Origin of the sequence: Streptomyces sp. NPDC002181, assembly GCF_042890485.1 — a bacterium.
Lineage (GTDB): Bacteria > Actinomycetota > Actinomycetes > Streptomycetales > Streptomycetaceae > Streptomyces.
Genome location: NZ_JBIASC010000014.1, coordinates 13,955 through 40,690, shown reverse-complemented (window position 1 = coordinate 40,690; position 26,736 = coordinate 13,955). Strand labels below are relative to the sequence as shown.

Annotated in this window: 25 protein-coding genes; 15 read left to right on the top strand and 10 right to left on the bottom strand. The window is 72.1% G+C overall.

The window, feature by feature from the left end:
* Window positions 1-55: 55 nt before the first annotated feature.
* The 4 genes from ACFYXV_RS28345 to ACFYXV_RS28330 all read left to right on the top strand — a co-directional run bounded on the left by ACFYXV_RS28345 (window position 56) and on the right by ACFYXV_RS28330 (window position 2,074).
* The gene (locus tag ACFYXV_RS28345) at window positions 56-463 is read left to right on the top strand and encodes a DUF3662 domain-containing protein (protein WP_389384356.1); all 408 of its coding nucleotides are present in this window, start codon (window positions 56-58) and stop codon (window positions 461-463) included.
* Window positions 464-759: 296 nt separating this feature from the next.
* Window positions 760-1,446: a hypothetical protein gene (locus tag ACFYXV_RS28340; RefSeq protein ID WP_389384355.1), complete on the top strand. Its 687-nt coding sequence runs from the start codon at window positions 760-762 to the stop codon at window positions 1,444-1,446.
* A 17-nt stretch (window positions 1,447-1,463) separates the two neighbouring features.
* A complete protein-coding gene (locus ACFYXV_RS28335; RefSeq protein WP_385465995.1) occupies window positions 1,464-1,619 on the top strand; it encodes a hypothetical protein in 156 nt (51 codons plus the stop codon).
* 50 nt (window positions 1,620-1,669) lie between these two features.
* Complete coding sequence (locus ACFYXV_RS28330) at window positions 1,670-2,074, top strand: hypothetical protein (protein WP_389384354.1); 405 nt, start codon at window positions 1,670-1,672, stop codon at window positions 2,072-2,074.
* A gap of 156 nt (window positions 2,075-2,230) precedes the next feature.
* Here the strand turns inward: ACFYXV_RS28330 and ACFYXV_RS28325 are convergent, their stop codons facing one another.
* Both ACFYXV_RS28325 and ACFYXV_RS28320 read right to left on the bottom strand, forming a co-directional pair.
* Complete coding sequence (locus tag ACFYXV_RS28325) at window positions 2,231-2,710, bottom strand: hypothetical protein (RefSeq protein ID WP_389384353.1); 480 nt, start codon at window positions 2,708-2,710, stop codon at window positions 2,231-2,233.
* Window positions 2,711-2,797: 87 nt separating this feature from the next.
* The gene (locus tag ACFYXV_RS28320; protein ID WP_389384352.1) at window positions 2,798-3,076 is read right to left on the bottom strand and encodes a hypothetical protein; all 279 of its coding nucleotides are present in this window, start codon (window positions 3,074-3,076) and stop codon (window positions 2,798-2,800) included.
* 741 nt (window positions 3,077-3,817) lie between these two features.
* Here ACFYXV_RS28320 and ACFYXV_RS28315 point away from each other — a divergent pair.
* From ACFYXV_RS28315 to ACFYXV_RS28305, 3 genes are all read left to right on the top strand, one after another.
* A complete protein-coding gene (locus ACFYXV_RS28315) occupies window positions 3,818-5,590 on the top strand; it encodes a protein kinase (RefSeq protein WP_389384351.1) in 1,773 nt (590 codons plus the stop codon).
* A 47-nt stretch (window positions 5,591-5,637) separates the two neighbouring features.
* Window positions 5,638-6,246 carry a hypothetical protein gene (locus tag ACFYXV_RS28310; RefSeq protein WP_385466009.1) on the top strand — a complete coding sequence of 203 codons (609 nt, stop codon included), beginning with the start codon at window positions 5,638-5,640 and terminating at the stop codon, window positions 6,244-6,246.
* Between the two features lie 470 nt (window positions 6,247-6,716).
* The gene (locus ACFYXV_RS28305) at window positions 6,717-9,446 is read left to right on the top strand and encodes a LuxR C-terminal-related transcriptional regulator (protein ID WP_389384350.1); all 2,730 of its coding nucleotides are present in this window, start codon (window positions 6,717-6,719) and stop codon (window positions 9,444-9,446) included.
* Here the strand turns inward: ACFYXV_RS28305 and ACFYXV_RS28300 are convergent.
* The 5 genes from ACFYXV_RS28300 to ACFYXV_RS28280 all read right to left on the bottom strand — a co-directional run bounded on the left by ACFYXV_RS28300 (window position 9,421) and on the right by ACFYXV_RS28280 (window position 14,769).
* Window positions 9,421-10,464, bottom strand: coding sequence for a hypothetical protein (locus ACFYXV_RS28300; RefSeq protein ID WP_389384349.1), 1,044 nt, complete (start codon window positions 10,462-10,464; stop codon window positions 9,421-9,423). The genes ACFYXV_RS28305 and ACFYXV_RS28300 overlap by 26 nt on opposite strands.
* 56 nt (window positions 10,465-10,520) lie before the next feature.
* Window positions 10,521-10,982: a hypothetical protein gene (locus ACFYXV_RS28295; protein WP_389384348.1), complete on the bottom strand. Its 462-nt coding sequence runs from the start codon at window positions 10,980-10,982 to the stop codon at window positions 10,521-10,523.
* Window positions 10,983-11,323: 341 nt separating this feature from the next.
* Window positions 11,324-11,896, bottom strand: coding sequence for a GNAT family N-acetyltransferase (locus ACFYXV_RS28290; protein WP_389384347.1), 573 nt, complete (start codon window positions 11,894-11,896; stop codon window positions 11,324-11,326).
* 82 nt (window positions 11,897-11,978) lie between these two features.
* Window positions 11,979-13,196 carry a phosphatidylserine/phosphatidylglycerophosphate/cardiolipin synthase family protein gene (locus tag ACFYXV_RS28285; protein WP_385474304.1) on the bottom strand — a complete coding sequence of 406 codons (1,218 nt, stop codon included), beginning with the start codon at window positions 13,194-13,196 and terminating at the stop codon, window positions 11,979-11,981.
* Between the two features lie 379 nt (window positions 13,197-13,575).
* Window positions 13,576-14,769, bottom strand: coding sequence for a methyltransferase domain-containing protein (locus ACFYXV_RS28280; protein WP_389384346.1), 1,194 nt, complete (start codon window positions 14,767-14,769; stop codon window positions 13,576-13,578).
* Between the two features lie 328 nt (window positions 14,770-15,097).
* On the opposite strand from ACFYXV_RS28280, the gene ACFYXV_RS28275 reads away from it, so the two are divergent.
* Window positions 15,098-15,739: a carbonic anhydrase gene (locus ACFYXV_RS28275; RefSeq protein WP_389384345.1), complete on the top strand. Its 642-nt coding sequence runs from the start codon at window positions 15,098-15,100 to the stop codon at window positions 15,737-15,739.
* A 78-nt stretch (window positions 15,740-15,817) separates the two neighbouring features.
* On the opposite strand, the gene ACFYXV_RS28270 is transcribed toward ACFYXV_RS28275, so the two are convergent.
* Entirely contained in the window at window positions 15,818-16,801 is a 984-nt protein-coding gene (locus ACFYXV_RS28270) for an L-threonylcarbamoyladenylate synthase (protein ID WP_385474318.1), read from the bottom strand.
* Window positions 16,802-17,089: 288 nt separating this feature from the next.
* On the opposite strand from ACFYXV_RS28270, the gene ACFYXV_RS28265 reads away from it, so the two are divergent.
* The 4 genes from ACFYXV_RS28265 to ACFYXV_RS28250 all read left to right on the top strand — a co-directional run bounded on the left by ACFYXV_RS28265 (window position 17,090) and on the right by ACFYXV_RS28250 (window position 23,398).
* Window positions 17,090-17,557: an SsgA family sporulation/cell division regulator gene (locus tag ACFYXV_RS28265; protein ID WP_389384344.1), complete on the top strand. Its 468-nt coding sequence runs from the start codon at window positions 17,090-17,092 to the stop codon at window positions 17,555-17,557.
* Window positions 17,558-17,896: 339 nt separating this feature from the next.
* Window positions 17,897-19,531: an ABC-F family ATP-binding cassette domain-containing protein gene (locus tag ACFYXV_RS28260; RefSeq protein ID WP_389384343.1), complete on the top strand. Its 1,635-nt coding sequence runs from the start codon at window positions 17,897-17,899 to the stop codon at window positions 19,529-19,531.
* Between the two features lie 137 nt (window positions 19,532-19,668).
* A complete protein-coding gene (locus tag ACFYXV_RS28255; RefSeq protein ID WP_383350051.1) occupies window positions 19,669-20,232 on the top strand; it encodes a CGNR zinc finger domain-containing protein in 564 nt (187 codons plus the stop codon).
* 385 nt (window positions 20,233-20,617) lie between these two features.
* On the top strand, window positions 20,618-23,398 hold the full coding sequence (locus ACFYXV_RS28250) for an AAA family ATPase (RefSeq protein ID WP_389384342.1): 2,781 nt from the start codon (window positions 20,618-20,620) through the stop codon (window positions 23,396-23,398).
* 34 nt (window positions 23,399-23,432) lie between these two features.
* Here the strand turns inward: ACFYXV_RS28250 and ACFYXV_RS28245 are convergent, their stop codons facing one another.
* The gene (locus tag ACFYXV_RS28245; protein ID WP_389384341.1) at window positions 23,433-24,215 is read right to left on the bottom strand and encodes an alpha/beta hydrolase; all 783 of its coding nucleotides are present in this window, start codon (window positions 24,213-24,215) and stop codon (window positions 23,433-23,435) included.
* 267 nt (window positions 24,216-24,482) lie between these two features.
* On the opposite strand from ACFYXV_RS28245, the gene ACFYXV_RS28240 reads away from it, so the two are divergent.
* The 3 genes from ACFYXV_RS28240 to ACFYXV_RS28230 are packed head-to-tail and all read left to right on the top strand — an operon-like array spanning window position 24,483 to window position 25,869.
* Window positions 24,483-24,926, top strand: coding sequence for a peptidase inhibitor family I36 protein (locus ACFYXV_RS28240; RefSeq protein ID WP_389384340.1), 444 nt, complete (start codon window positions 24,483-24,485; stop codon window positions 24,924-24,926).
* A gap of 22 nt (window positions 24,927-24,948) precedes the next feature.
* The gene (locus tag ACFYXV_RS28235) at window positions 24,949-25,389 is read left to right on the top strand and encodes a peptidase inhibitor family I36 protein (protein ID WP_385474329.1); all 441 of its coding nucleotides are present in this window, start codon (window positions 24,949-24,951) and stop codon (window positions 25,387-25,389) included.
* A gap of 54 nt (window positions 25,390-25,443) precedes the next feature.
* The gene (locus ACFYXV_RS28230) at window positions 25,444-25,869 is read left to right on the top strand and encodes a peptidase inhibitor family I36 protein (RefSeq protein WP_385474331.1); all 426 of its coding nucleotides are present in this window, start codon (window positions 25,444-25,446) and stop codon (window positions 25,867-25,869) included.
* 165 nt (window positions 25,870-26,034) lie between these two features.
* On the opposite strand, the gene ACFYXV_RS28225 is transcribed toward ACFYXV_RS28230, so the two are convergent.
* A complete protein-coding gene (locus ACFYXV_RS28225) occupies window positions 26,035-26,232 on the bottom strand; it encodes a hypothetical protein (RefSeq protein WP_383350039.1) in 198 nt (65 codons plus the stop codon).
* Window positions 26,233-26,736 lie beyond the last annotated feature (504 nt).

Below are 26,736 nucleotides of genomic sequence, written 5' to 3'. Positions count from 1 at the left end.
CGGTGACTCCTCCCGGCCCCCGCGTGACGTCTCGGAAGCCGGGCAGGCGCGGTGCATGGACACGCTGAAAGGCTGGGAGCGGGCGATCGAGCAGGCCGAGCGGGCATTGGTGGAGAGGTTGTTCGGCATGGAGGCGGCGGAGGCGGAGGTGGTCCGGGCGCTGCTGCGAACCTGCGACGAGCGGGCCGTCGTCTGTAGCTCCCGCCGTATCGTGGTGCCGAACGTGTACTCGGTCGAGCTGCCTCCAGCGGTGTTCACCGAGATCGGCCCGCACCTCACCCTCGTGGGGCAGGAACTGACCGACCGGTTGGAGCGCCATGGCCGGCGCCGGGGCTACGAATGGGCCGGGCCGCTCACCGTGCGGCTCGACGCGGCCGAACGGATCCCCAACGGCCGCTACCGAGTTCGCTGTGCGCCCATGGAACACATCACGTCCGCGCCGCTGAAAGCTCCGAACAGGTAGCCCCCCCCCGGCCCCCTCCGACCCATCACGGCGAGTGCCGTCGCGCAGCCTCCCCCGACCAGCGCGACGAGTCCGGAGACGACGAACAGCGCGCTGGTGGGGACGTGGTGGCGAGGGCGCCGTTGTGGGAGGGTCGTGTCCGGCGCCCACGACGCCTCGGCGATCGTATGAAGCAATCGCTGCTCTCTCCGCCCGAGCCTCGACTGCCGAGCATGGGGAAACGAATTCCCCGGCCGGTGCAGCACCCGCGAAATGCAGTGCACCGGCGAAGGCATCAGCAGTGGAAAGGTTCGCCCATGCCAGTGAGGTGGAGAAATGCGGCCGCTGCCGCGGCGGCCGGCACGGCTGCAGCGGCTCTGACGCTCAGCACCGCGGGTATCGCTCAGGCATCCCCCAGCAATGCGGTCTACATGGTCCAGATCGATTCAATGAAGCTCCAAGTGATCGACGACGACTCGTGGGGGCTCCTCTTCGGTCCGACGGTCAAATCCTCCGAGACCATGACGCACACTCGGGGCGCGCAAACGGCGAGGATCGTCAGCCAGTCCAGTCCCCGCGCATTCCAGATCAGCGGTTGCAGCAGCGACAACGGGAACGGAGAGGTGTGGGCCGAGGCCATCGTCATCTTCTTCGTCGACGGACAGGGCAAGCTGCAGTCCAGGATCAGGGAGTTCCTCTACGAGGACGTGAGCGGCTCTTGCAGCGGCAGCGACATCCTCACGGGCTCCACCGAGGTCCTGATCAACGATCCGATCATCCTCTCCGGGGACACCTCAAGCGTCAGTTACAAGAGGACGACTCCGACGAACATGGACCTGGACGGCGAGAACCACACCGTGTTCACACCCGACGACCCCACGCAGCTCGGCGAAGCCGGAGTCACCTCGGGCCACATCGCCCGGAAGACCCTCGGGCCGGTCGGATGGGCCGGACAGGACGAGTCCCAATTCACGAGCGACTTCAGGGTATGGAAGCTGCGCTAGGACCACGGAGGCACTGAATGAAGATCAGAAACCTGGCCGGCGCGACCGCGTTGATGCCGGCCTCCTCGGCGCTCATGCCGGGCGGAGCGGGAGCGGCTCAGACCGCGCAGTCGACGTGCTCCGGCTGGACCTCGTTCCCCGGCAGCACTCCGCCGTGGGTGTGGGTGTCGTGAGCGGCATGCGGGTCAGCCCGCTGACTGCCGCCGGACGGAGGGCGAGGGTCTTGGCGCCGCTGGCGACAGCGGCCCTCGTCGCGGCGGCGCCACTGCTGGCGGCCGGTCCCGCCCATGCCGCGGGCCCGGTCTGCAGCTACGGCGTGCCGGTCGGGGCCTCCGCCCCGGGCCTGACGGCCACCGTCTGCATCGAGCGCTCGGGGCAGAGCGCCCGGGGGGTGGTATGGGTGCAGAACGCCGGTACCGCGTACGTGTACGTCAAAGCGGATGCCCATACCGACGACGGCGGGGCCAACGGTGCGACCGAGGGATGGGTCGCGCCCGGGGCGGCACTCTACGACGCCGGCAGTTGGCTCGTCGACTGGGACTCGGCTGGTGAGCGCGGGCATGCCACGCTCGACCACTGGTCCGGCACCGGTTGGCAGTGGACGGTCGTCAGTTCCCCGGTCGGCTGACGACGGAGGGGGCGCGATGAGCCCGGCGGGCACGATGTGCTCGCCGGGCTCGGCCGCGTTCCTCTTCCTCGCCGCTCGACGCCCGATCGGGCCGTACGTCGTGCGCGACGCCCCCGGACCGCCTCCTTGACGGCGGCGGCCCGGGGGCGCACGGGTTCAGTTGATCAGGGGGGAGACGAAGGCTGCGTAGGTCCAGGTCCTCTGGCCCGGATCCCAGTAGCCGACCGATGCCGCAGCACCCTCCGCGAGGAGTTCACCGTTGGTATCGCTGACCGGGCTGCTCGCACAGGTGAGCTTGTTCGCCGTTCCCGGTCGGATCGTGATGTCCGTGTTCGGAGGCGCACAGTTCACCTGGCCGCCCAGCACGGTGGTCAACAGGATGACGTCGTCGATGAAGACGTTGCTCGCGGTCAGGTTCGTGATCTCGATGCTCGACGTCTTGACCTGGCCTGCGCGTTCCGTGACACACACGTTGACGTCCACGTTCCGAAGGCTGGTGGTGTTCAGGGAGACGGCTCCGCTGCAGAGCTTGCCCGCGGAGGCCTGGGCGGGTGCGGCGAAGGACAGTGCGCAGATCACGGCGCCTACCGCGAGTCCGGCCCGCAGGGAACGGCTGATCGATGGGCTGAAAGGCATGGGGAACCCCCTCGGTCGTCGGGTTTCAGGGACATGCCGGACGGCGCGGAGCGGCAAAGGCTGCGCTCCGCGCCGTCCGGGAGGGGCTCAGGCTGCCCAGAGGGCCCACCAGCCCGGATACTGCGGATAGTTGAAGCAGGTGTAGCTCGACCATTGGCGGCTCACCACGCCCGCCATTCCCGCCACTTCGCAGTCGTAGTAACCGGCGTACCAGGACCGGAACGTCTGCTGCAGGGATGCGCCGGAGGGCGCGGCGGCCGAGGGCGCCGAGGGCGCCGAGACGGAGGCTTGCGGCACCTGCGTATCCGATGCCGCCGAGGCCGTGGCCGCGGTGCAGGCCAGCAGAACTGCGGCGATTCCCGCCACGACAGTCGTACGCGTTCGTAGCACTTTGACTCCTGTGGGTTGAACCGGAGAGGGATTCCCGGAGCGGGACCGGTGCCCGCTTCCGACGAGGGAACGATTCACGGGCGCCGGACTCGGACCGCCGGCTAGTACTCCACGATCGACACGGACTCGACACCGAAGGTGCAGGAACTCGTCCATTTCGTGTACGTTCCGTCGGTCCACCCTCCGCCGCTCACGGAATAGAGCGGGCTCCAGGCGCATTCCGCCCGGACCGTCCACCTCCCCGTTCCCGAACAGGTGCCCCAGCCCTTGTTCCCCGAGATCCCCGTCGTGCAGTTCATGTGGTACACGGGCGTGGTCGCTGCGGATGCGGCCGGGGCGGCAATGACCGCTGTGGTGGCGGCCGTTACCGCGAGCGCTCCGACGACGGGCGCTTTCCTCATCCATGATCGAAGGTTCACGTCAGGTCCTTTCATCGCGGACTGGAACTGCAAGTGATGACGTGATTAAAGGAGTTGGACGAGGCGGCGGTCACGAGCAATTCGTACTGATGGTCCGGCCCAGGTCGCCGGGCGCCGTTGAGCAGCCAATACTCTGCCCCTCGCACACAGCTCTCCGTAGCCTCCGAGCACATCGGTCGGCGGCGACTGCCGACGATCTGAACCGACCAGTACGGGGAACGTCGTGCACCCTTCAGACACCCGCTCAGAAAACCGCTCGGAAACCCGCGCGATATGCGCGCTCCCGGGCTTTCGCCCCTTGGAGTACCTCGGCCACGGCGCCAGCGGCACGGTCGTCCGGGCCCTGCACCTGGAGACGGGGCAGCAGGTCGCCATCAAGTACCTGAGCGACCGCATCCGCAGCGAGCCGCACCACCGCGCGTCGTTCCGCGCCGAGGCCGTGCTCCTGGGGAACCTGCGCAGTCCGTACGTGGCGCGCCTCTTCCAGTACGTCCAGGAGCCCGGCGGATCGGCGATCGTCATGGAACTCGTGGCGGGCGCCTCCCTGAGTTCGCTCCTGGAGCGGGAAGGGCGGCTGCCGGGCGAGGCGGCGCTGCTCGTCCTCAAGGGCTCCCTGCTCGGGCTGTCGGCGGCGCACCGCGTCGGGGTCGTGCACCGCGACTACAAGCCCGCAAACGTGATCGTCACACCCGAAGGGCGGTCCAAGCTGATCGACTTCGGCATCGCCGTACCGAACGGCACCGACGCCGCCCCCGCCGGTACGCCGTCCTACATGGCCCCGGAGCAGTGGACCGGAGGCGGCGTCGGGCCGGCCGCCGACGTGTACGCCGCGACGGCCACCTTCTACGAGTGCCTCACCGGAGAGCGCCCCTACGGAGCGCCCACGCTGATGGAACTCGCCGTACAGCACAGCACCGCGGCCATCCCCTACGGGAAGGCGCCCGCCTACGCGCACGACCTGATCCTCAGGGGCCTCGCGAAGGACCCCGGGGCACGTCCCCGGGACGCGGAGCGGTTCCTGGAGTCGTTGGAGGCCGCCGCGCAGGCGTGCTTCGGCACCGACTGGGAGGAACGGGGGCGCCGCCGCCTGGCGGCTCTGGCTGCGGCCGTCCTCATCGACGGCCACGGGATCTCCGACTCCGGCGGGGGCCCCTCCGACGCGGCCAGCACACGTCTGTCGGGCCCGGCGCGGCACCGGAGGACGTCCGCCGGCGTGCGCTGGACCGCCGCGCTGCGCGGCCGCCGCGCGGCCGCGGTGGTGGCGGCCCTGGCCGGCATGGCCTCGTACGGGGTCTTCGGCTCGCAGGGCTCGGCGAACCGGGTCGGGGAGGCGGTCGCGAACGTTCCCGACCTGCCCGAGAAGGACGCCGACGAGCCAGGGATCCGCTTGCCCACGCCCACGCCCTCGCCCACGGCGACACCGGCGGCGCCGGCCCCGGTCGACCGTGGCGCTGCCGCAGGGCCGTCTCCTGTTCTGTCGGCCGATCCGGGCCCGGTGCGTCCCGCCGTGTGGCAGTCCCCGAACCGGGGAGGAAGCCCGGCTCCGGACCGGCCGCAGCCCGCGCCGCCTGCGCCGAGCCAGGCGGCCGCCCCACCGGTCCTTTCCGACGCCGTGGCCCCGATTCCCGTCGTACCCGACCCCGTGCTCCCGGATCCCGTCGTACCCGACCCCGAAGTGCCCGCGGATCCGGGGCCTGATCCGGTGGTCGCCGCACCGACACGGGTCGTGCGCGTGGACATCGGCCGACTGGACGTCGCGGAGGACGGCCGGGTGACCGCGCCCGTCACCGTCGTCACCGACGGCACCGGCCCCGTGACCGTGTCCGTGCGGTGGTCCTCCTCGTACAGCACCGCGGGGGACGCGCAATCCGAACCGGAGGGGCCCGTCGAGACGTTCGTCCTCGAAGGACGGACCGACTACGTGATCCGTCCGGTCCACACGTTCAACCTCCTGTGCCATGCCCTGCTCTGGAACGTCGATGTCGACGCCCACGCCGCGCCGGAAGCCGGGTCCGAACGGTCTCGGCTCCGCAGGGCCACCGCCGCCCGGTGCATCGAGACACCTCGATGAGCGGCGCCGGCCCCTCGCCGCTCCCACCGGAGTGGCAGGACCACACCGTGCCCACGATCCTCGACGACGGATGGGGCCTCGTCGATCCGCAAGCGCGGACGCACGAGGTGCACCCCGTTCCGGCGGCGCCGGTCGGCGGCTCGGAAGCCGTCACGTTCCCGTGCCTGCCCGCTCCGCCCGCTCCTCTCTCCGAGACCATGCGGTTCGGCCCCGGGGTGTCACCCGTGCCTCCCGCACCACCCGCCCCGTCACGCCGACTCCCCTCGCGCATCGGCTGGGCGGTGCTCGGCGCAGTCGCGGCGGCGGTCGTCACGTACCTCGCCGGACACCCGCCCTGGGAACGCACCCTGTCGGTGGCGAGGGTGACCCTCTCGCCCTCCGCCGCGGCCGTGCGCTGCGGCGAGACCGTGCGCATCGCAGCGACCGTGCTGACGAACGGAGCCCCGGGCACGCTGCGGTACCGGTGGCGGCGCAGCGACGGAAGCTCGTCGGGGCTGTTGGAGGAGCGGCTCTCCACCGGGCAGCGGAGCGCGGCGCTGGAGACCACCTGGAGCATCAGCGGCCCCGGTACGTTCAGCCCCGAGGTGACGCTGGAGGTATCGGATCCGCAGCCGCAGGTGGCCTCGGTGTCCTTCGCCTATGCGTGCACCGCCTGACGACAGCGGATTCGGATCGCTCCACCCCTGCCGCGGGCGCCTCGTCAGCACGCCGCCGCAGGGCGCCCGCCCGCGGCGTGATCCCGGTGCCGTGGCACCCGCGGTTCGCCCGAACGGATGACGGGTTCGGTACCGGGCCGGTGGCACCGTGGCGCCATGACGGAGAGCGCACCGCCCCTCGCAGGCCACGGCGCCGTGCGGCGCCGGTCCGCCGCCGACCATGGAGTAAGTCCTGCTCAAGCGGTCGGCGGCGGGTCGCCCTACCGTTGCGGCGGTCCCCCGTACCGCTGGCGGGCAGCTCTCACCTGCCCCGTCCCGTGCACCGCCGGCGCTGCCGGTGCCGGTGCCGTACGGACCCGCTCCTGCGGACCGGGGACCGGAACCGCTCGACGAAAGAACCTGCCCATGCCGCGTACCGTTGCGCTCCCGATCTTCCCCGCCCACGGCACCGCAGCCCGCGGACGCTCCGCATGAGCGGCGAACGGCTCGTACGGTCCGCCCTGCCGTGGGCGCGCCCGCTGATCGGACGGCTCGCCCAGATCGAGGCGTTCGACAGGGCTCTGGCAGATCCCCGGGTCCGGGGGGTGGTCGTCCGGGGTGCTTCCGGAAGCGGTACGTCCCGGCTGGCCGATCACCTGGTGCGCCTGGCGGCGGAGCGGCGCCACCCGACCGCGCGGATCGTCCTCGGCCACAGCGCTTCCGGCCCCGGCCAGGACGAGTTCGCGCAGGTCTTCGGAGCCTCGGAGGGCGCCGGGGGCCCAGCGGCGGCCCGTACGGCACCTCGGCCTCGGACCGTGCTGCTGGTCGACGAGCTCCAGCACCTCCAGCCCTCGGACGCGGACGTGCTCCGGGCAGGCCTGCGCCACCCCGGCCTCTTCCTCCTCGCCACGGTCCGCGAGGGCGAGGGGAGACCCCCGTTCGCCGTGGAGCTCGCGCGCCGCGACGACATCCTGCACCTGCACCTGGCCCCGCTCGACACACAGGACACCTCCCTGTTGCTGCGCGGGCTGCTGGGGGCGGACGTCGACAGCGGGACGCTGCGGCTGCTGGACCGGCTCGCCCGGGGGAACGTCCGCATCCTCACGGAGCTGGTCGACGGCCTGCACCATGCCGGGCACCTGGAGCACGACGGGCAGCTGTGGCGCGCCACCGGCCCCGTGGTCCTCACGCCCCGGCTGGCCGTCCTGACGGAGGACCTCCTCGACCGCGCCGGCCCGCGGGCGCGGCGGGTCCTGGAGGTCCTCGCGCTCGTCGGCAGCGTCTCGGTCAGCGACCTCGATGACCTCGGCGAGGACGGTGGCCTCGGGGATCTCGGCGAGGACGGTGGTCTCGGCGAGCAGCGTGGTCTCGGAGATCGCGGCGAGGACGGCGATCACGGTCCCTCCCTCCTCGCGATGCTGGAGGACCGGGGCCTGATCGAGATACGTCTGCACGGCCGCCGGGCCGACGCCCGGCTCGCCCACCCCCTGTTCGCGGACGTCCTGCGCCGGAGCATCCCGCTGCTGCGCCGCAGGGAGATCCTTCGCGGTCAGGCCGACCGCATCCGGCAACACGGTTCCCGCCGCAGCGGCGACCTCCTGACAACCGCCAGGCTGCGGGCCATGGCCGGCGACGCCGAACCGGCCCTGCTCCTGGAGGCGGCCGAGGTGGCGCGGAAGGGCAACGACCACACGGCCGTCCTCGCGCTGCTGGACGCCCTGCCGGCCACGCTCGCCACTCCGGCCAGCGAACTTCTGCGGGCCGAGGCGCTGTACTACCGCGGCGACTGGCAGGCCGCGGACGCCCGGCTCCGGCTGCTCATCCGGTCCGAGGACGCCGAGGCGGTCGTCACCGCAGTGGTGGTCGGCATGGTCAACCTCTTCTGGTCGGGGGCACCGATCCGCGACATCCTCCGGCTGGCCCGGCAGGCACGCCCGGCGCTGACGTCCGACACGGCGCGGCGCGCCCTGGACGAGACCACGGCCGGAGTGCTGCTCCTGTCGGGCCACCCGTCCCTCGGCTTCTCCTGGCTGGACAGGCTCGCCGCCCTCCCCAGCACCCCGCACTCGCGGTTCGTCGCCGACAGCATGCGGCTGCTGGGGCTCATCACGGGCGGCCGGGCCCAGGACGCGCTGGAGGAGACCGAGCGCCTGCGCGAACGGCTCGTCAGGGGCACCACGCCGTACATCTTCCACCCGTCGGTCCTCGGGGTGCTCGACGTGGCCGCGCTGACCGAACTGGGCCTCCTGGAACGGGCCGAGGCCGAAGCGAGCGAGCAGGCCTCGACCGGCGTGTCCGCCCCGCTGCGCGACACCTGGCTGGCTTTCCGACGGGGACGCTGCGCGTGGATCGCCGGCCGGGCCGCCGACGCGCGGCTGCACTACGCGGACGCCATCGCCATCAGCGAGCGGATCGGGTACACGCGCGTCCTGCGCCTGGCCGGCTCCGGTCTTGCCGCGTCCTTGGCCGTGCTGGGCGACCGGGCGGCCGCGGCGCGCGCCGCGGCCGCCGCCCGTACCCGACCGGCGCTCGGTCTCATGGCCGGTGAGGACCTGCTCGGAGAGGCCTGGCTGCACGCTGTCGAAGGCCGCATCACCGAAGCCCGCGCCGTGCTGGAGACCGCCTGTCGCGAGGCCCGCGGCGCGGGACAGCACGGCTCCCACATGCTGCTGCTCACCGATCTCCTCCGGCTGGGCGGGCACGAGCACGCCGACGCGCTGCGCGAACTCGCCGAGGGGGTTCAGGGGCCGCTGTCCCGGGCCCGCGCTCTGTACGCGCGCGCGGTCGCCCGCCAGGACCACGTGCTCCTCGTGGCCGCCGCCCACACCCTGTCCGAGCTCGGCGTGCACGCGGTGGCCGCCGACGCCGCGGCCCTCGCCGCCCGGCTGCTGCGCCGTGCCCGTGGTCCCCGCCACGCCCGGCAGGCGGAGCTCCTCGCGGTCCGGGAGCGACAGCACCTCCAGGGAGCGCACACGCCCCACCTGCTGCCGGTGCCGACGGAAGGGGGCGAACTCACCTCCCGCGAGCACGAGATCGCCCTGCGCGCCGCTCACAGGATGACCAGCAAGGAGATCGCGGGCGAGCTGGTGCTCTCCGTCAGGACCGTCGACAACACGCTGCAGCGGGTCTACCGCAAGCTCGGGGTGACGAACCGGCGGGAACTGGCCGAGGCCCTCGCGCCGTCCCCGTCGGCGTTCAGTCCCGGAGTGCCCACAGGCTGACCCCGGTGTCGTCCGCGGTGATCCAGGTGCCGTTCCCGGCCACGGCCACGGCCACGGCGCGGGGAGGCGCGGCCGCGTCGTAGCGGATCTCCCCCACCTGCTCCAGCGGTCCACGGAGCACCGGGGTGCGGTACACCGCGGTGTGCGGGGGTGCGTCGTCCCCGACGTAGGTGTCGAGCAGCAGGTGTTCGGCGCAGTACCCCAGGGATCGGTCGAAGGCGGAGGTGCCGCTGCGGCCCGGGGCCTCCCGTTCGGCGATCGGCTCTCCCGTGGGGAAGTCCAGCGTGACGAGTCCGGTGGTATCGAGCAGCGTGTACTGGTCGCCGGAGGGCGAGAGGGCCAGGGCGCAGGGCTCTCGGTGTGGGTCGGGGGCCAGGGTGCGGGCTTGCAGGCGGTTGCCCGCGCGGCGCATCCAGTGGCCGTCGACGCTGTGGCCGTCGTCCGTGATGACGGCCATGTGCCGGCCGTCGGGGTGGGCCAGTATGCGTGAGTGGGTGACCTCGCCGCCCAGCGTCCGGCGCGCCAGCAGCGCCCCGGTGCTCGCGTCCCGTACCTGGCACTCCACCTCGGAGGCATCCGGGTCCGCCCCCTCCGTGTCCGGTCCGTCGTTGTCGTTGTCGCCTTCGCCTTCGCCTCCGCCGTCGAACGCTTCGTCGTCGGTGCGGCCGGTGCGGACGACGGCCCAGAGTTCTGTGCCACCGGCGGCGAAGGCGCAGGAGCCCTCACCCTTCGGCGCCTCGTCCCAGGAGCCTTGTTCGCGCCACCAGAGCCGGGCCCCGCCCCGGTGGAGCACGAGGGTGTCCGGGCCCGCCACCGCCAGGGCGTCGCCGTACCAGGCGCAGCCCGAGCCGGCGGGGACCGCCCGGCCTGTGCCGCCCACGACGTGGAGGGCGGCGTCGAGCAAGGTGGTCCGCGGTGGGCTCCCGCGCATGACGAGCAGCCAGCCTCCGCCCGGCACGGAGTGGCATTGGCCGGTGGGCCCGGGCAACTCGATCCTTTTCAGCAATTCCGCACGCATGCGCCGACGTTAACCCGGCGCACGGTCGGGTTCATGGGCTGTTTCTGCTCAACCCGTCACACCGGTACGACCTTGACGGGGAGCCCGGCGGCGCGTGCCGCGGCGACCGTGTCCGCGGTTCCGCCCGGGCGGCCCGGCAGGCCGTTCCACACCGCCACCAACAGGTCGGCGCGGCCCAGGAGTACGCGGTTGGCGGCTGTGTAGGCCCGTACGGAGGCCTGCCGGTACGGCATGACCGTCACCGCGGCGGCGGCGCCGCGCAGGCGGTCGAAGTCGGCGGCGAAGTGCGGGGCCACCATGCGCGCGCGGTAGTCGTGCGAAGGGAGGACGACCTCCAGCCGGCCCCCGGCCTCCAGGACCAGGTCCGCGAACAGGGCGTCGGCCCCCTCGGCCAGGCAGGAGAGACCGGTCAGCCCGCCGGCGGACGAGGACGCGAGGACGGAGCGGAGGGAATCCGCGATGGCGGCCGACCTCTCCGGTTCGATGCGCATGTGCCCGGTGACGGCGACCGTCGCCACGTCCCACCCCCGAGATACCTGGTCCCAGCCGTTTCAATCCGGCCCAATGCAGTCCGCCCGGCCGAGGGCCCGGGAGCGCGTCCCCGGCCCCACGGGGCACGGTCGGACTGACGTAGGACGAGCTGCTTCTGGCCGCCCACGGTGCCGGAACCACTCCGGCGCCGGAATCGGCATCGGCACCGCGTCCGCCCGCTCCCCCTCCCACAGCAGTGCGTCGCGCAATACGCGCGTCAACTGCTCCGCCACGGCAAGATCCAGGCGGTCATCCCGTACGCAGCGGGAGTCGTACCAGGCCCGCAGGCGCGCCTCGTCGGGCTCGCCGGCGGCATGGCCGCCAGGTGCTAACGGCCGGCCACCGGCGTGGCCGTCGGGTTCCACTCGCGGCGCAGGAGGCCGAAGACCCAGGAGTCGGAGACGTCGCCGTTGACGACGCAGTCCTCGCGGAGAGTGCCTTCGCGGACGAAGCCGAGCTTCTCCAGAACCCCCGCGGACGCCACGTTGCGTGTGTCGGTCTCGGCCTGGACACGGTTCAGGTCCAGGCTGTCGAACGCCCACCCCAGGACGGCGTGCGCGGTCTCCGTGGCGTAGCCGTGGCCCCACGCGGCGGCGTCGAAGACGTAGCCCAGGGACGCGCTGCGGAAGTCAGGGTTCCAACTGGTCAGGCCACACCAGCCGATGAACGCGCCGTCGGAGACGCGGTCGACGGCCACCCGCGCTCCCGAGCCTTCCTCCTCGATCCTCCGGCAGGTCGCGAGGAAACGCTGCGCGCGGGCGGGCTCGGTCCACGGCGGAGAGTCCCAATATCGCAGCACGTGGGCGTTGCTGTGCAGCGCGTACAGCGGCGCCGCGTCGGCGTCGGCGAACGGCCGGAGCCGCAGGCGGGCAGTCCGCAACTCGGGCGTGGGCAAGGTCATGCGGAGCATCCTGCCGCGCCGGACACGCCCTTGACCAACCGATTTTCCGCACCGCCGGGGCGGTGCGGTGCCCGCTCGGTACTCACAAGAAGCGGCGGATCGGCAGGACGGCCGCTTCCCGGGCCCTCTGCAGAAGGTCACGACGCTTCCAGCGGCCGGGCTCGATCAGCATGCTCTCCTCCAGGTCCTCATCGAAGTGCGCATCGAGAGCGGCCGTGAAATCGCCGTCGAGAACGGCGAGCATCACTTCCTCGTCGTGATCGAGCGAGCGCCGGTTGAAGTTGGTGGAGCCCACCAACGAGGCGACCCTGTCGATCGTGAGGGTCTTGGCATGGATCATCGTCGGCTGGTACTGGTAGATCTTCACGCCGCAGGCCGTCAGATCCTCGTAGTAGCGCTGCCCCGCCAACTGGCAGACCCGCTTGTCGGTGTGTGGTCCGGGCAGCAGGATCTCCACCTCGACCCCGCGGCGGGCGGTGTCGCAGAGCAGCCCGGTGAAGTAGGCGTCGGGGGCGAAGTAGGCGGTGGTGAGGCGGACACGCTCCTCGGCTGACTCCAGGACGACGCGGATCAGGGTCTGCATGTCCTGCCAGCCGAAGGAGGCGGAGCCGCGGACGACCTGGACGACGGAGTTGCCGTGCTGCTCGCTGCTGACGAACCGGTCGCGGTCGTCGAAGAGCTCGTCGTGGCACTCGGCCCAGTTCTGGGCGAAGGCGGCGGCCAGGCCGTCGACGGCGGGGCCGGTGACCTGGACGTGGGTATCGCGCCACTCGTTCTCGTTGCGGGCGTCGCCGCACCACTCCTGCGCTATCCCGACGCCGCCGGTGAACGCGGTTCGCTCGTCGACGACGAGGACCTTGCGGTGGCAGCGGTGGTTCTGCTTGAGGGGCGAGAGGTAGAGCGGCTTGCGGAACCAGGCCACGTCCACACCGGCCTCGTCCATCAGGTCCAGCTCGTCCTTCTCGATGAGCCGGCTGCCGAAGCCGTCCAGCATGAGGCGCACCCGCACTCCGGCTCGGGCACGCTCGGCGAGCGCCGCGGCGAACGCGTGCGCGATGTCGCCACGCCAGTAGACGAACGTCATCATGTCCACGGTGTGCTCCGCCCGCCGGATCGCACCGAGCATCGCATCGAAGATCTCATCGCCGTTGCGCAGCGGAACGAGAGTGTTCCCCTCGGTCGCCGCGATCCCGATGAGCCGCTCCAGTCTGCGTCTGAGCCGCAGTGAACGCTCCTGGCAGAGGTCTGTGCCCGGCCGGTCCTGACCGTCCAGCGCCGTTCCTTCGATCGTCTGAGTCATGCTCCACCTGTCTGTGCATCGAGTGCCGCGGGCGGTGAACCCACTGCCGGTGACCGGGTACGGCGATCGAGCGGCTGCAACGGATCGCCGCCCGACAGTGCGCTCTTGCGCAGCTGCCGCCTACCCCCTGGACGCCGGGAGATTCACCGCCTGACTCCCCTCTGCCGCAGTCCCTGTCCGTCCTCGGCCCGGCGAAGCCCGCTCCCTCCACCAGGCTCTGGCGAACCCGCCCCGGTGGGCACCCCCGCTTGCCGCTGCCGCAGCCCTGAGGCGGTACGCGAGCTCGCAGTGGGCCTGCACGTAATGATCGTGATCACCGTCGCTGTCGGAGATCTCGAACTGCCGGGTGAGGTCCGGCGTGAACGCTCGCGGGCGGTCGCTAAGGGGCCGCTATGGTGCGGACTACGGTCGCGGGGGTGTCCACCCACGCCGTGGTGGTGTTCGGCGACGTGGTCAGACCGTGGCGGGCCACATCCGGCCTACCCAGGTCCTCCCACCGTCGGAAGGCCGCGCTGACCTCGTGCCACAGCTGCCGGGGCCCTGTCTGGGTGACGGTGAAGTCGGCGGCCGTGTGCCCGTCGTAGTCGATGTTCGCCCACGAGCCGGTGGCGGGGTCCTCGATGACGAGGCGGGTGTGGGCGTGTTCGCCGCTGGTGTCCCAGGCGAAGGAGGCTCCGGGAACGGTGAGCCCGATGTGGAATTCGGCATCGAGGTCTCCGCCTGCGACCGCCCAGGGCGACAGCCGCGTCGACGAGCGCGCGGCACCGGTGGCGCGGCCCTCCCGCACAAACGGCGGTGCAGCAGAGCCGCCGGCATCGGGGCGGGTGATCGGCATGAAGGAGGCGAAGGGATGAAAGCGGCCCCGGGCGTGCCCGCCTTCCGTGGTGGTGAGCGCGAGGGTGCCGTAGGAGCACCAGGCCGAGGTCCAGGGCGTCACGATGCGGCCGCCCGGCCGGACCTGGGCCGGCCAGGCGGGCGGGATGTGGTCGACGGAGAACGTGGCGAGGACCAGGCCGTAGGGGGCGGCCGGCGGCCAGCCGAGAGCGCCGTCGCCGGTGACGACCGCGGGCGTGAACCCGGCCCGTTTCAGATTGCCGTGCGCGGCGGTGGTCAGGGTGGGGTCGAGGTCGAGGGTGGTGACGTGCTCGTCGCCCGCCAACGAGCACAGCAGACCCGCGTTGAAGCCGGTGCCCGCCCCCAGCTCCAGGACTCGTACCCGAGGTCTGTCACGGGCGGTGGGTCGGGTGAGGCCGGCGAGGAGGAGCATGCGGGCGACCATGGACGGCATGGACGCCGAAGACGACGGCAGGCCGTCGGTGAACCGGGTGACGAGCGGCTCGTCCGCGTAGGCGGCCGCGAGCCAGTACGAAGGGTCCGTCGTACGGTCGACCGGGGTGTAGCCGCCGGCCCCGTCGCGCCGCCAGACCCGGTCGGGCAGGAACCCGTGCCGCGGGACGCGGTGGAAGGCATCCCGCAGGCGGTCGGGCAGCGGACGGCCGAGCTGGGCGGCCACCGTCGCGAGGAGTCCGCCGACCTGGGCGTGGTCGGCCGACGGATCCGCGGTACCGGGCATGGGCTACTTCTCCGGGCCGGTACCGGTGGGCGGCGGAGGCGGTGGGGGCGGAGGCGGGGGCGGGGGGACAGGCCGGTTGGGCTGATGCCCGTCGTCGCCGATCGGCGACCGGTGCTTGCCCTCCACCATCCCAGCCACGGCAACCCCTCCCTGTCGGACCTGTCGGACCCGTCGGACCCGGAAGAACAACGGTAGAACCGGAACACCGGATACGGCAGAGCGCCTCCCGGACACCGTGTCCGTTGGTGACCGCTTCCTCCGGCCGCTCCCGCCTCATCCTCCCGGCCCGGCTGAGCCGTGGCCGGGGAGCGGCCTTAATCTGATGACCATGACCGATGCCCAGGCGCTTGCGCCCCGTGAAGCCTTCGCCATGCTGCTGGCCGGAAACGAGCGGTTCGTCGCCGGGTCGACCGAGCACCCGAACCAGGACGCCGCGCGCCGCACCGAGGTGGTACCCGCGCAGAACCCGTTCGCGGTGCTGTTCGGGTGCTCCGATTCCCGGCTGGCGGCCGAGATCATCTTCGACCGCGGGCTGGGCGACCTGTTCGTGGTCCGCACCGCCGGACACGTCCAGGGGCCGGAGGTCCTGGGCAGCATCGAGTACGGGGTGAGCGTGCTCGGTGCCCCACTCGTCGTGGTGCTGGGGCACGACGCGTGCGGCGCGGTCGCGGCCACACGCTCCGCCGTCGAGAACGGCGCGGCGGCGAGCGGATACGTGCGGGACGTGATCGAGCGGGTCACCCCCAGCGTCCTGGCCTCCCGGGCAGCCGGACACACCGAGGACGAGCAGTACATCGCGGAGCACATAAGGCACACGGTCGATCTGCTGCTGGAGCGCTCCCGCGTCCTGGCCGAGGCGGTCGAGGCCGGCCGGACCGCCGTCGTGGGACTGTCGTACCGGCTCGCCGACGGCACGGCCCGCCTGGTCACCACCCGCGGACTGGAGGCGGCCGCCGGCGCGGCTACGTGACGGCCGGATGTGGCGCCGCCGTACGGCACGCCCGCACGGCGGGCCGTACGGCGTCCGTACGGCGTCCCGGCCGTCCGCTCAGGAGGTACGGGGTCCCGCGGCGCGGCGGAGCCGGTTGGCGATCGCCAGTCCCAGCCCTTCCTCCGCCGGCAGGGAAGCGACGATGAGGTCGCACTCCCGCCGGTCGAGCTCGCGCAGGTAGCCGTACAGCGCCCGCGCGTAGGCGCTCGGCGAAGCGGGGACCTCGACCACGGCGTGCGCCTTCACCGGGAAACCGGCGAGGGCGGGGGGAAGCAGGACGCCCACCCGGTGCCCGAGCCCTTGTGCGAGCTCCGCCTCGGCGGCGGTCCTTTCGGGCGCCACCAGGACGACCCGGGCACGCGGTGCGTAGTGCGAGGGGTGCTGGCCCGGCACCCGTACAGGGCTGCTCGCGGGAACCGCGAGCGGGCGGCCCAGTACCGCTTCCAGGTCCTCCCGCGTCACACCGCCGGGCCGCAGGATGCACGGGGCTTCGCCTGTGACGTCCACGATCGTCGACTCGACGCCGACCTGGCAGGGACCGCCGTCCAGCACGAAGTCGACGGCGTCCCCGAGCTCCGCCCGGACGTGGTCCGCGGTGGTCGGGCTCACCGATCCGAAGCGGTTGGCGGAGGGGGCCGTCACGCCGCCGCCGAAAGCCGACAGCAATGCGAGCGCCAGGGGATGGTCGGGCACGCGCACGGCAACCGTCTCCAGCCCGCCGGTCGCTTCCAGTGGGACCCGGGAGCCCCGCCGCAGCACCAGCGTCAGCGGTCCCGGCCACAGCCGCTCGGCCAGGAGCCGCGCGGCGGGCGGTACTTCGGCGACCCAGTCGTCCAGTTGCCCGGCGCCGCCGATGTGGACGATCAGCGGGTGGGTGGAGGGGCGTCCCTTGACCTCGAAGATGCGCGCCACCGCTGCGGAGTCCTCGGCGTTCGCGCCGAGCCCGTAGACGGTCTCGGTCGGCAGCGCCACCAGGCCACCGGCGCGCAGCACGTCCGCCGCCGTCTCGATGTCAGTCGTTCGCGTCGTCACCGGCGCCATTCTTCCACCGCGCCGCGCCCCTGGCGTGCGAGCGGCAAGGACATCCGGTGCGGTACCGGCCGTGGCCGGGATCGTGCCTGCATCACTTACGTCACGCCGCCGGGGCGGTGGTCCGCAGGCGGGAATGCTCGCTTCGGACCGGGGCTGAGGCGGCTCGGCCGTCACGGGTGCGGGGACAACTGCGGCCGACTCGGCCCTTCTTCCACCGTCAAGTGACCGATGCGCGGCTCCGGCACCCGGCGGAGAGTTCTCGGTGCAGGCTTCGTCCTACGGAGGGGAACTCTCGTCATGCATGCTGATCAGCCGCACGCGCCGGTGCGTTCACAGGCCGAGCCCGTGCCGCCGCTGCGCCTGGACGTGGACCGGATGCTCGACGAGTTCACCCGGCTGCCGATGCGGGCCACCTTCCGGTTCGACTCGTCCTTGCCGTCGGTCATCACGGTCGAGTTCACGACGGACCGCGGGCGCCGGATCGTACGGCGGATCGGCCGGGAGCTGCTGCACGGTGGGCTCACCGCGATGAGCGGGTGCGGTGAGGTGCGGATGTGGCCCGCGTTGCCCCGTGAACGGCCGTCGTCCTGGCTGCTCCTGGAGGCTTCCGAGGTGGAGGCCCTGTTCGAGGTGCCGACTCGGCGGTTGGCGGCGTGGCTGGAAGCCACCTACCGCTTGGTTCCGGCCGAGGCGGAGTGGGGTGGGCTGAACTGGGACGGTTTCCTCATGGAACTCCTCGACGGGCCGGACGCGGGGTCCCCCTGACCTGCCCCCGGCACGTCCGGCACCGGATCCCCGGCACGGCACCGGATCCCCGTCCCCGGCTCCGTCGGCCGCGGGTGTGACGGCCGACGGCTGACGGCCGTCGCGAAAACTCCGCGACGGCGGGGAGACGGGCTGTTAGCCTGACCGGGACATTGATCTTGGAGCGAGGAGTCGCAGACGTGGTGGGTGAAGACGACATCTCCGGGTGAGATCCGGATCTGACGGCCGCCGGGCGTGCTGAAGAAGCGCCGCCGGAGTGGCCTCGTCGTCGTACCCCTTTCCCGCACGTCTGCCCGGGGCGGAGCTGTCTGCGCCCCCAGCCCTTTCGAGGTCACATCCATGTCCGACGCCACCGTCGTCTGCTCCGGCCTGTCCTTCTCCTGGCCCGACGACACCCCCGTCTTCCAGGACCTGTCCTTCACCCTGACCACCGGCCGCACGGGCCTCGTCGCGCCCAACGGGTCCGGCAAGAGCACCCTCCTCAAGCTGATCGCGGGAGAACTGCGGCCCGCCACCGGTTCGGTGTCCGTCAGCGGGACGCTCGGCCACCTTCCGCAGTCCCTCCCCCTGACCGGGAACCTCACCGTCGCCGACGTACTCGGTGTCGCCGGGGTGATCCGCGCCCTGGACGCCGTCGAGTCCGGTGACGTGAGGGAGGAGCACTTCACCACCATCGGCGACGACTGGGACATCGAGGAGCGCACCCGCGCCCAGCTGGAGCGCGTGGGCGTGGCCGGCCTCTCCCTCGACCGCCGCCTCGGCACGCTCAGCGGCGGCCAGATCGTCCAGCTCGGCCTCGCCGCGCAACTGCTCAAGCGCCCCGACGTGCTCCTGCTCGACGAGCCGACCAACAACCTCGACCGGGACGCCCGGAACCTGCTGTACGACGTACTGGCGGACTTCCCCGGCCTCCTGCTCGTCGTAGCCCACGACCGGGCCCTGCTCGACCGCATGGACGGCATCGCCGAGCTCGGCGGCTCCCGGCTGCGGCTGTACGGCGGCACGTTCACCGCGTACGAGGAGGCCGTACGCGCCGAGCAGGAGGTCGCCGAGAAGAACGTCCGCAACGCCGAGCAGGAGCTCAAGCGGGAGAAGCGCGAGATGCAGCAGGCCCGCGAACGCGCCGAACGACGCGCGAGCAACGCCGCCCGCAACCTCGGGAACGCCGGGCTGCCGCGGATCTTCGCCGGGAACATGAAGCGCGGCGCCCAGGAGTCCGCGGGCCGCGCCGGCCGGCTGCACTCCGCCCGGGCCGGCGAGGCCAAGGCCCGCCTCGACGAGGCAGGACGTGCGCTGCGCGAGGAGCAGCGCATCGTCCTGGACCTGCCCGACACCCGGGTGCCCTCCGGACGCCACCTCTTCCTCGGTACGGGGATGCAGGTCCGCCACGACGGCCGGGACGTGTTCGCCGAGGGCGGTGTCGACCTGTCCGTGCGCGGACCCGAGCGCATCGCCCTGACCGGACCCAACGGTGCGGGCAAGAGCACTCTGATGCGCCTGATCACCGGCGCACTCGTGCCGGACACCGGCGAGATCAAGCGGGGCGACGTCCCCGTCGCCCATCTCTCACAGCGCTTGGACCTGCTCGACCTGGAACGCACCGTGGCGGAGAACTTCGCCGCGTTCGCGCCCGAGCGGCCCGAGGCGGAGCGGATGAACCTGCTGGCTCGCTTCCTGTTCCGCGGGTCCCGGGCCCATCTGCCCGTCGGCGTGCTCTCCGGCGGTGAGCGGCTGCGCGCCACCCTGGCCTGCGTCCTGTGCGCCGAACCGGCTCCACAACTCCTGCTGCTCGACGAACCCACCAACAACCTCGACCTGGTGAGCGTGGCCCAGCTGGAGAGCGCGCTCGATTCCTACCGGGGCGCGTTCGTGGTGGTCAGCCATGACGAGCGGTTCCTCGACGGGATCGGGGTGAACCGCCGGCTGCGGCTGGCCGACGGGAAGCTGGAGGACTCGGGAGCGTCGGCCGCGTGAGCCGTCCCGGGGCGGGGACCCGCGTCCGGACCCCCGCCCCGGTCGCCCCGCCCCGGCCGCCTCCGCACCCGCACCCGCACCCGCACGTACCGTGACCAGCCTTGCACGCCGCCACAGTCACCTGTCAGGATGGTGATGTGAACCTTGACCATGTCTTCGTGTGCGGGCACCCGGTGCTCGACTTCGCGGCGACGCTGCGCGCCCGGCGTTCGACCCGGTTCGAGATGTTCGTGACTCCCGACCGGCTCAACGCCTGGTACCTGGAGTCCGGACTCGTGGACACGGTCACCCCCGGCACGGACGGCGACGTCCGGGAGGCGATCTCGCTGCGCGAGGCCGTGTACGCCCTCGTCACCAACCGGCGTCTGGGCGAGGACTTCGACCGGCAGGCGCTCGGCGTACTCAACGCCGCCGCCCGACAGGTCCCGGCGACCCCCCAGCTCACCGCGGCGGGCCGGCACACCGACGCGACGCCCGCGCAGGCCCTGGCGACCGTCGCCCGGCAGACCGTCGAACTGCTCAGCGGGCCCGACGCCCCCCTCCTCAAGGAGTGCGGGAACCCGGAGTGCACCCGCGTCTACGTCGACCGCTCCCGCGGGATGCGGCGGCAGTGGTGCGGCATGGATTCCTGCGGCAACAAGATCAAGGCAGCGGCCTACCGCGCCCGCAAGAAGGCGGCGCCGGTCCCGGCCGGACACTGACCGGAACCGGCCGGACCCTGACCGGGGCGACGCACGCCCGGAAGCCGTCCGGCCCCCACCGGCCCGGCCCCGAGTGGCCCGATGCCCTGCAGCGAACGTCCGCCCGCCGAGCACGAAGCCCTTCCTCACGCGTGCACAGCGACCGGCCCAGGGCCGGCTGCCGGCGGCACCACGACTTCACCCACTCCGTCACCGACCAAAACGGTGATGCGCCATCCCCCGCCGCCCCGCCGCCGACACAACGGCGTACGCGCACGTGGACCGTGAGGACGCCGACCGCGCGGCCTCCGTGTGACGGCACCCCGGACGGACATCTAATCTCTTGATCACGAAGTCCGGCCGAGGTCGCCGCGGCGGCGGTGAACGGAGCAGAGGAACGGTGGAGTTGAGCGCTCGGTCGATAATCGGTCGCGACGGCGAGCGGGAGCACCTGTCCGCGTTCGCGGCAGCCCCCGAGGGGCAGGCGCTCGTCCTGCGCGGGGAGTCGGGGGTGGGCAAGAGCGCGCTGCTCGACCACGTCGCGGACCTGGCGTCGCAGCGGCACCGGGTGATCAGGGCGGCGGGTGTCGAGGCCGAGTCGCAGCTGCCGTTCGCCGGTCTGCACCAGTTCCTGTATCCGCTCCTCCCCTTCCTCGACCGGCTGGACGAGGTTCACCGCAAGGCCTTCGACGTCGTCTTCGGCAAGAGCGAAGGCACTCCGCCCTCGGTCATGACGCTCGGCATCGCGGTTCTCGACCTGCTCTCGCTCGTGGCCTCGCAGCAGCCCGTTCTGCTGCTCCTCGACGACGGTCAGTGGCTGGACGCCGCGAGCACGGAAGTGTGCGGATTCGTGGGGCGCCGCCTCACGGGCAGTGCGACGAAGCTCATGGTCGGGCTGCGCTCGGACGTGCGGTCCGCCTTCGATTCCGCCGCGCTGCCCGAGCTCGCGGTGACCGCGCTGTCGGCCCGGGCGTCCGAGGAGCTGCTGGACCTGCGTCATCCCGGTCTCGCCCCGCGGATCCGCCGGCTCGTCCTGGACGAGGCCCGGGGCAATCCGCTGGCCCTGCTGGAGCTTCCGCCCCACGTGCGGGCCGGCCGCGCGGGACGCACCCCGCAGGAGCTGTTCGGGTACACGGGCGTCCAGCTGCCGCTGCGCCTCCAGCACGTCTACGGTACGCGCATCGCCTCGCTCGGTGACGCCGTACGGGCGGAGCTGCTGCGCGGCGCCCTGGACGGTGTGGGAGCCGGTACGGCGACCGCGCTCCCGCAGGGCTCGCGCTACCGCATGCGGGACGTCGACGAGGCCGCGGCCTGCGGCTTGCTGGACGACGACCCGGTCAGCGGCGACTTCGTCTTCCGGCACCCCCTCGTGCGGTCCACGGTCGTCCAGATGGCGACCCCCAACGAGCGGCGCGCGGCCCACGCGGACCTCGCCCGGGTCCACCTCGACGACGTGGAACGGCACGCCACGCATCTGGCGGCGGCGACCGTCGACCCCGACGCGAGGGCCTCGGCGGCGCTGGAGGCGGCGGCGGAGTCCGCGACCCGGCGGGGCGGCGCGGTGACCGCCGTGACCTGGCTGTCCCGGGCCGCCGAACTGAGCGAGACCCCGCAGGAGCGGTCCAGGCTGCTGGGCGACGCGGCGTTCGTCGCGGGGCACGCCGGGCTCCTCGACCACGCCCGCAAGCTGGTCCGTACGGGCACCCCGTCCGGCACGCCCGAGTCCCCGGCCTCCGTGGTCACGTCGGCCTACACGGCGCTGTACGAGGACGGGGACGTGCGCTCCTCGCACCGCCAGGTCCTGGCGGCCATCGAGGAGCTGCGCGGGAACGGGGCGGAGGCAGGAGCCCCCGAGTGGGACGGGACGCCCGCCCGCCTGGTGAACCTGCTGCTGGCCATCAGCCAGTACGCCGGGGACGAAGTCCTGTGGCGGCGCACCCACGGGCTGCTCCGCTCCCTGGACGGGCTGGTTCCGCAGAACTCCCTCCTCTACGAGGACACGTGGAGCGACGTGGTACGTCGCGGCGGTGGCGCGCGCGAGCGGCTGGAGCGGGCCTTCACCGGATTGCGCGACCTCGAACCCTGGGACCTCACCCGGCTGTCCGTCGCCGCCTACCACGTGGACACGCTCAGCCGGTTCCGGCCCCACCTGCAGCGGGCCGTGGACCGCGAGGTGGAGACGGGTGCCGCGGCGACCGGCATGACCATGCTGCACCTGATCATGCTCGACCAGATCGCGGCCGGCGAGTGGCAGGAGGCCCGGCTGACCGGGCACCGCTGCCTGGAGCTGACGACCTCGCACGGGTACGACCTGTTCACCCATCAGACGCACGCCTACCTGGGGCTGCTGGCCGCCCTGCGCGGGGAGGCCGACCGGGCCCGCGGGCTGCAGGCCACGGTGGACGCCTGGGCGCGTCCGCGCGGGGTCGGGTTCCTCACGCAGATCGCCGACGCGATCGGTACCGCCGCCGCGCTCGGGGAGGGCGACCACGAGGCCGCCTACCTGCACGCCATCGGCATCACACTGCCCGGGACCTTCGCACCCTGCGTCCATCAGGCCTCGCGCACCCTGCTCGATCTCGTCGAGGCGGCCCTGCGAACCGGCCGCGCGGAGGAGGCACGCCGACACGCCCTCGCCGCGGAGGAGGCCGGCCTCGCTGAGCTCTCCCCCCGGCTGGCCCTGCTGACGTACGGCGCCCTGGCCATGACCGCCCCGGACGCCGCCCAGGCGGACGCCCTGTACACACGCGCGACAGGACATCCGGACGCCGACCGCTTCCCCTTCGAACTGGCCCGCATCCGCCTCGCCCACGGTGTCCGCCTGCGGCACACTCAGGGCTGGAAGGCGGCCCTGCCGTCCCTGACGGCTGCCGCGGAGGCGTTCGAACAGCTGGGCGCCCCCGCCTGGACCGAGCGCGCCAGGGCCGAGCTTCGCGCGGCCGGGCCGTCCGCGGCGGCCGCGGCAGCCGCGAGCGCGGCCCCACTGCCCACCCTGACCTGGCAGGAGCGCCGGATCGCGGAGCTCGCGGCCGGCGGTCTGACCAACAAGGAGATCGGCGCACGGATGCACCTGTCCCCGCGCACGGTCAGCTCGCACCTCTACCGGGTGTTCCCCAAGCTGGGCATCACGTCCCGGGCCGCCCTGCGCGACGCCCTGGGCAGGCTCCCCGGCCGGCAGAGCGGCTGAGGGGGTTCGGAGGACAAGGACGCGCACCTCGGCCTCAGCGAGTGGACTGCGCGCGGATGGCGTGCTCGTCGAGCCAGGTCAGGACGTAGTCGGCGACGCTCCGCCAACCGCCGTCGAGGACCAGGGAGTGGCCGCGGTCCGCGAACTGCTTCAGGTCGGTCACGGCCGTGCAGTCGCCGTACCGCTTGTAGACCGCGCGCGTCACGGAGTCGGGCACGAGCCGGTCCTCCTGCCCCGAGACCAGCAGGAGCGGGCCCCGGGCCGTCCCGCCGGCCTCGACGACGGCCTGGGGTGCGGGCGCCGCGAGGTCGGCGAGCAGCCGCCGGGGCGCGGGCATCGCGTGGCGCGCGAAGAGCCGGTCGGATTCGGGGCCTTCGACGGTGTTCGCCAGGACACGGTGGAACCGGCGGGCCGTCAGGGACACGAGTGGTCCGGCCGTCGGCGGCGGTGTCCACAGCCGGGCCACGCCGGGCGGCAGGGGGACGCCGCCCACCGGGGCCGGGGCGATGGCCACCGCGGCCCGGCCGACGTCGGCGCCTACGAGTCGCTGCGCCACCAGTGCGCCGACCGAGTGCCCGACGAGGACGGGCGAGGCGTCGAGCGAGCGGGCGACCTCGGCGTAATGCTCCGTCAGCACGTCCAGCCCCACGCCGCCGAGCACGTCCGGCACCACGGGTGGGCCCCCGTCGGGGCCCTCTCCGGGCCAGCCCGGCGCGAAGGTGCGGAACCCGCGCCTCGCGAAACGTTCCGCCCATGACTCCCACGACGAGGCACGCAGCCATGCGCCGTGGATGAAGACGACGGGCGTACGGGTCACCACTGCTCCCTCCGAGCATGCCCTCCGGCCCACGCACTGGCGCCCGGGCGACCGTCCCAGCATGAGCTGCGTCACCGGTCGGGGGCGACAGTCGAATGACTTAATACCTGCGATTCGCTGCACAGGGACCCGCACAGGGCTTCTCCACATGAGGGATCGTCACCGGCTTGACCGGTGACTGGTGTTCCTGCCATGGTGACGTCACCACTTCAACCGGTGACGCCGCACCAGGCGGCATCCCGGAAGCGGAAAGCAAGGGAGATCACGATGAACCTGCGCAGAACGGCACAGAGGCTCGCGGTCGGCGCCGCCGCCGTGACCGCCGCGGTCACGGCGAGCACGACCACCGCGCATGCCGCCGTCCTCACGGACATCCAGACGGGATCCGGCAAGTGCCCCGCCAACTGGGTGTGCCTGTGGAGCGAGAACGACTTCATCAGGGGGAACCCGGGAGACGGATCCGACTACGGGGCCGTGGGTTCGGACGCGAACGTTCCCGACATGGGGAAGTTCGTCCTGGAGTCCAAGCTCTGGCGCTGGAAGGGAATGCCGGACCGCGCCTCCTCGGTCGTGAACAACACCGGGAGCAGCATCTGCTTCTACGAGCACGTCGGATACGGCGGGCTGGAATTCAGGATCGGCCCCCGGGAGAAGTGGGCCTCCGTCCCCTCGTGGATCAACGACAAGATCAGCTCCTTCAAGTACTGCTGAACCGGAAGAGAGAGAACGGAACATGAAGCTTTCGACGGGGAAGACGGCCAGGCTCGCACTGTGCGCCGCGGCGGTCACCGGATTGATCATGACCACGGCGACTTCCGCGAGCGCCGCCAGCGTCGTCTCCATGGGCCACGGCGCCGGGTCATGCCCCAACGCCTTCGTCTGCCTGTGGTCCGAGGGCAACTTCATTCAGGGCACGTTCGCCAACGAGGCCAAGTTCGGCTCGTTCGGCTCGAATCAGAACATCGGCGACATGGGAAAGCTGAAGCGCGAATCCAGTGCCGACAAGGGAATGCAGGACGTCACCTCTTCCGTGCTGAACAACACCGGAAGCGCCGTCTGTTTCTACGAGCACAACGGTTACGGCGGTGCGGAATTCAGGATCGGCCCCTGGGAGCAGTGGCCCTCACTCCCCTCATGGATCAACGACAGGATCAGCTCCTTCAAGTACTGCTGACCTGCCGACCCCAGACCGATTTCCTCGAAACACTCGAAACAAACGGAGACAACCATGCGCCGGAAGATCGTGAAGCTCGGACTGTGCGCCGCGGCCGTCACCGGGTTGGTCATGACGACGGCGGCGTCCGCGAGCGCCGCGACCATCCTCGGGCTCGGAACGGGTGCGGGAGCCTGCCCCGACAACTACGTCTGCCTGTGGGCCGACGGTGATTTCATCAGCGGGTCCCCGTCGGGCAAGTTCGGCTCGATCGCGTCGAACCAGAACATCAGCGACATGGGCAAGCTGGAGCGGGACGGATCCCTGTGGTCGGGGATGCAGGACGAGACGTCGTCGGTGGTGAACAACACGGGCAACAGCATCTGCTTCTACGAGCACAACGGCTACGGCGGTGCGCAGTTCAGGATCGGTCCCCGGGAGAAGTGGCCGTCCGTTCCGTCGTGGATCAACGACAAGATCAGCTCCTTCAAGTACTGCTGACCTGTCGCGGGGCCTTATGGGTTCATGAGGTCATGAGGTCATGAAGTGATGAGGTCATGAGGTCATGGCCGCGGGCCCGGCTGCATCGTGAAGACGCAGCCGGGCCCGTTGCGCGGAGGCCCGAGGGTCCGGCCGGCGCCGGCGGGCCGGGTGCGGCCGGCGGGATCAGGCGGTGGGGGCGCCTGCGGGCACGAAGTGCCGTACGGCCTCGGTGGAGACCGGGGTGAGATGGTGGCGGACCGCCCACTCCGCGGAGTCGAGGGAGAGGTACTCGGCGAGCACGCGCCCTTCGGCCGTACGCACCTCGTAACGGTCGGCGATGCGGTTGATGCGGTAGGTCACTGCACTCGCGGCGCGGATCACGGTCCGCTCCCTTCCTCGATGACGTCGTGTTCTCCGTCTCTTCTCCGAGGATGCCGCAGGCGCACCGGCCCGCCTTCGACCGTGCGGACGACCGGGCGGATGAAGGCCGCCCGTGAAGCCGACCCGGACGATTTCCACGGCTGCGGCCCGCGTGAACCGCCCGGCCCCTGAGCAGCCGTGGTGACGTCCGGTACCGCCCTGCGGAACAACGGGTGCGGCCCGGGGCATGTCGTCCGGTCGGACGACACGGGAGCGATGAGACCGGACTGAACGTGCGACAGGCGGGCAGGTGGTCCGCTCCTAGCGTGAGGAGCGTTCTCCGGAACCCGAACCCCCGGCGCCCGGAGGACCCGGCGCCGCAGCGCGTCCCCACGACCGCACCCCACGGAAAGGCCCGCCCCATGGCACACGACCAGGCCGTCGCGTACGGCGCTGCTTCGCCGAGAACGGAACCCCGGTGGAGTACCTCGTCCTGCGCGGCGGGGACGCTGCGGCGCGTGCAGC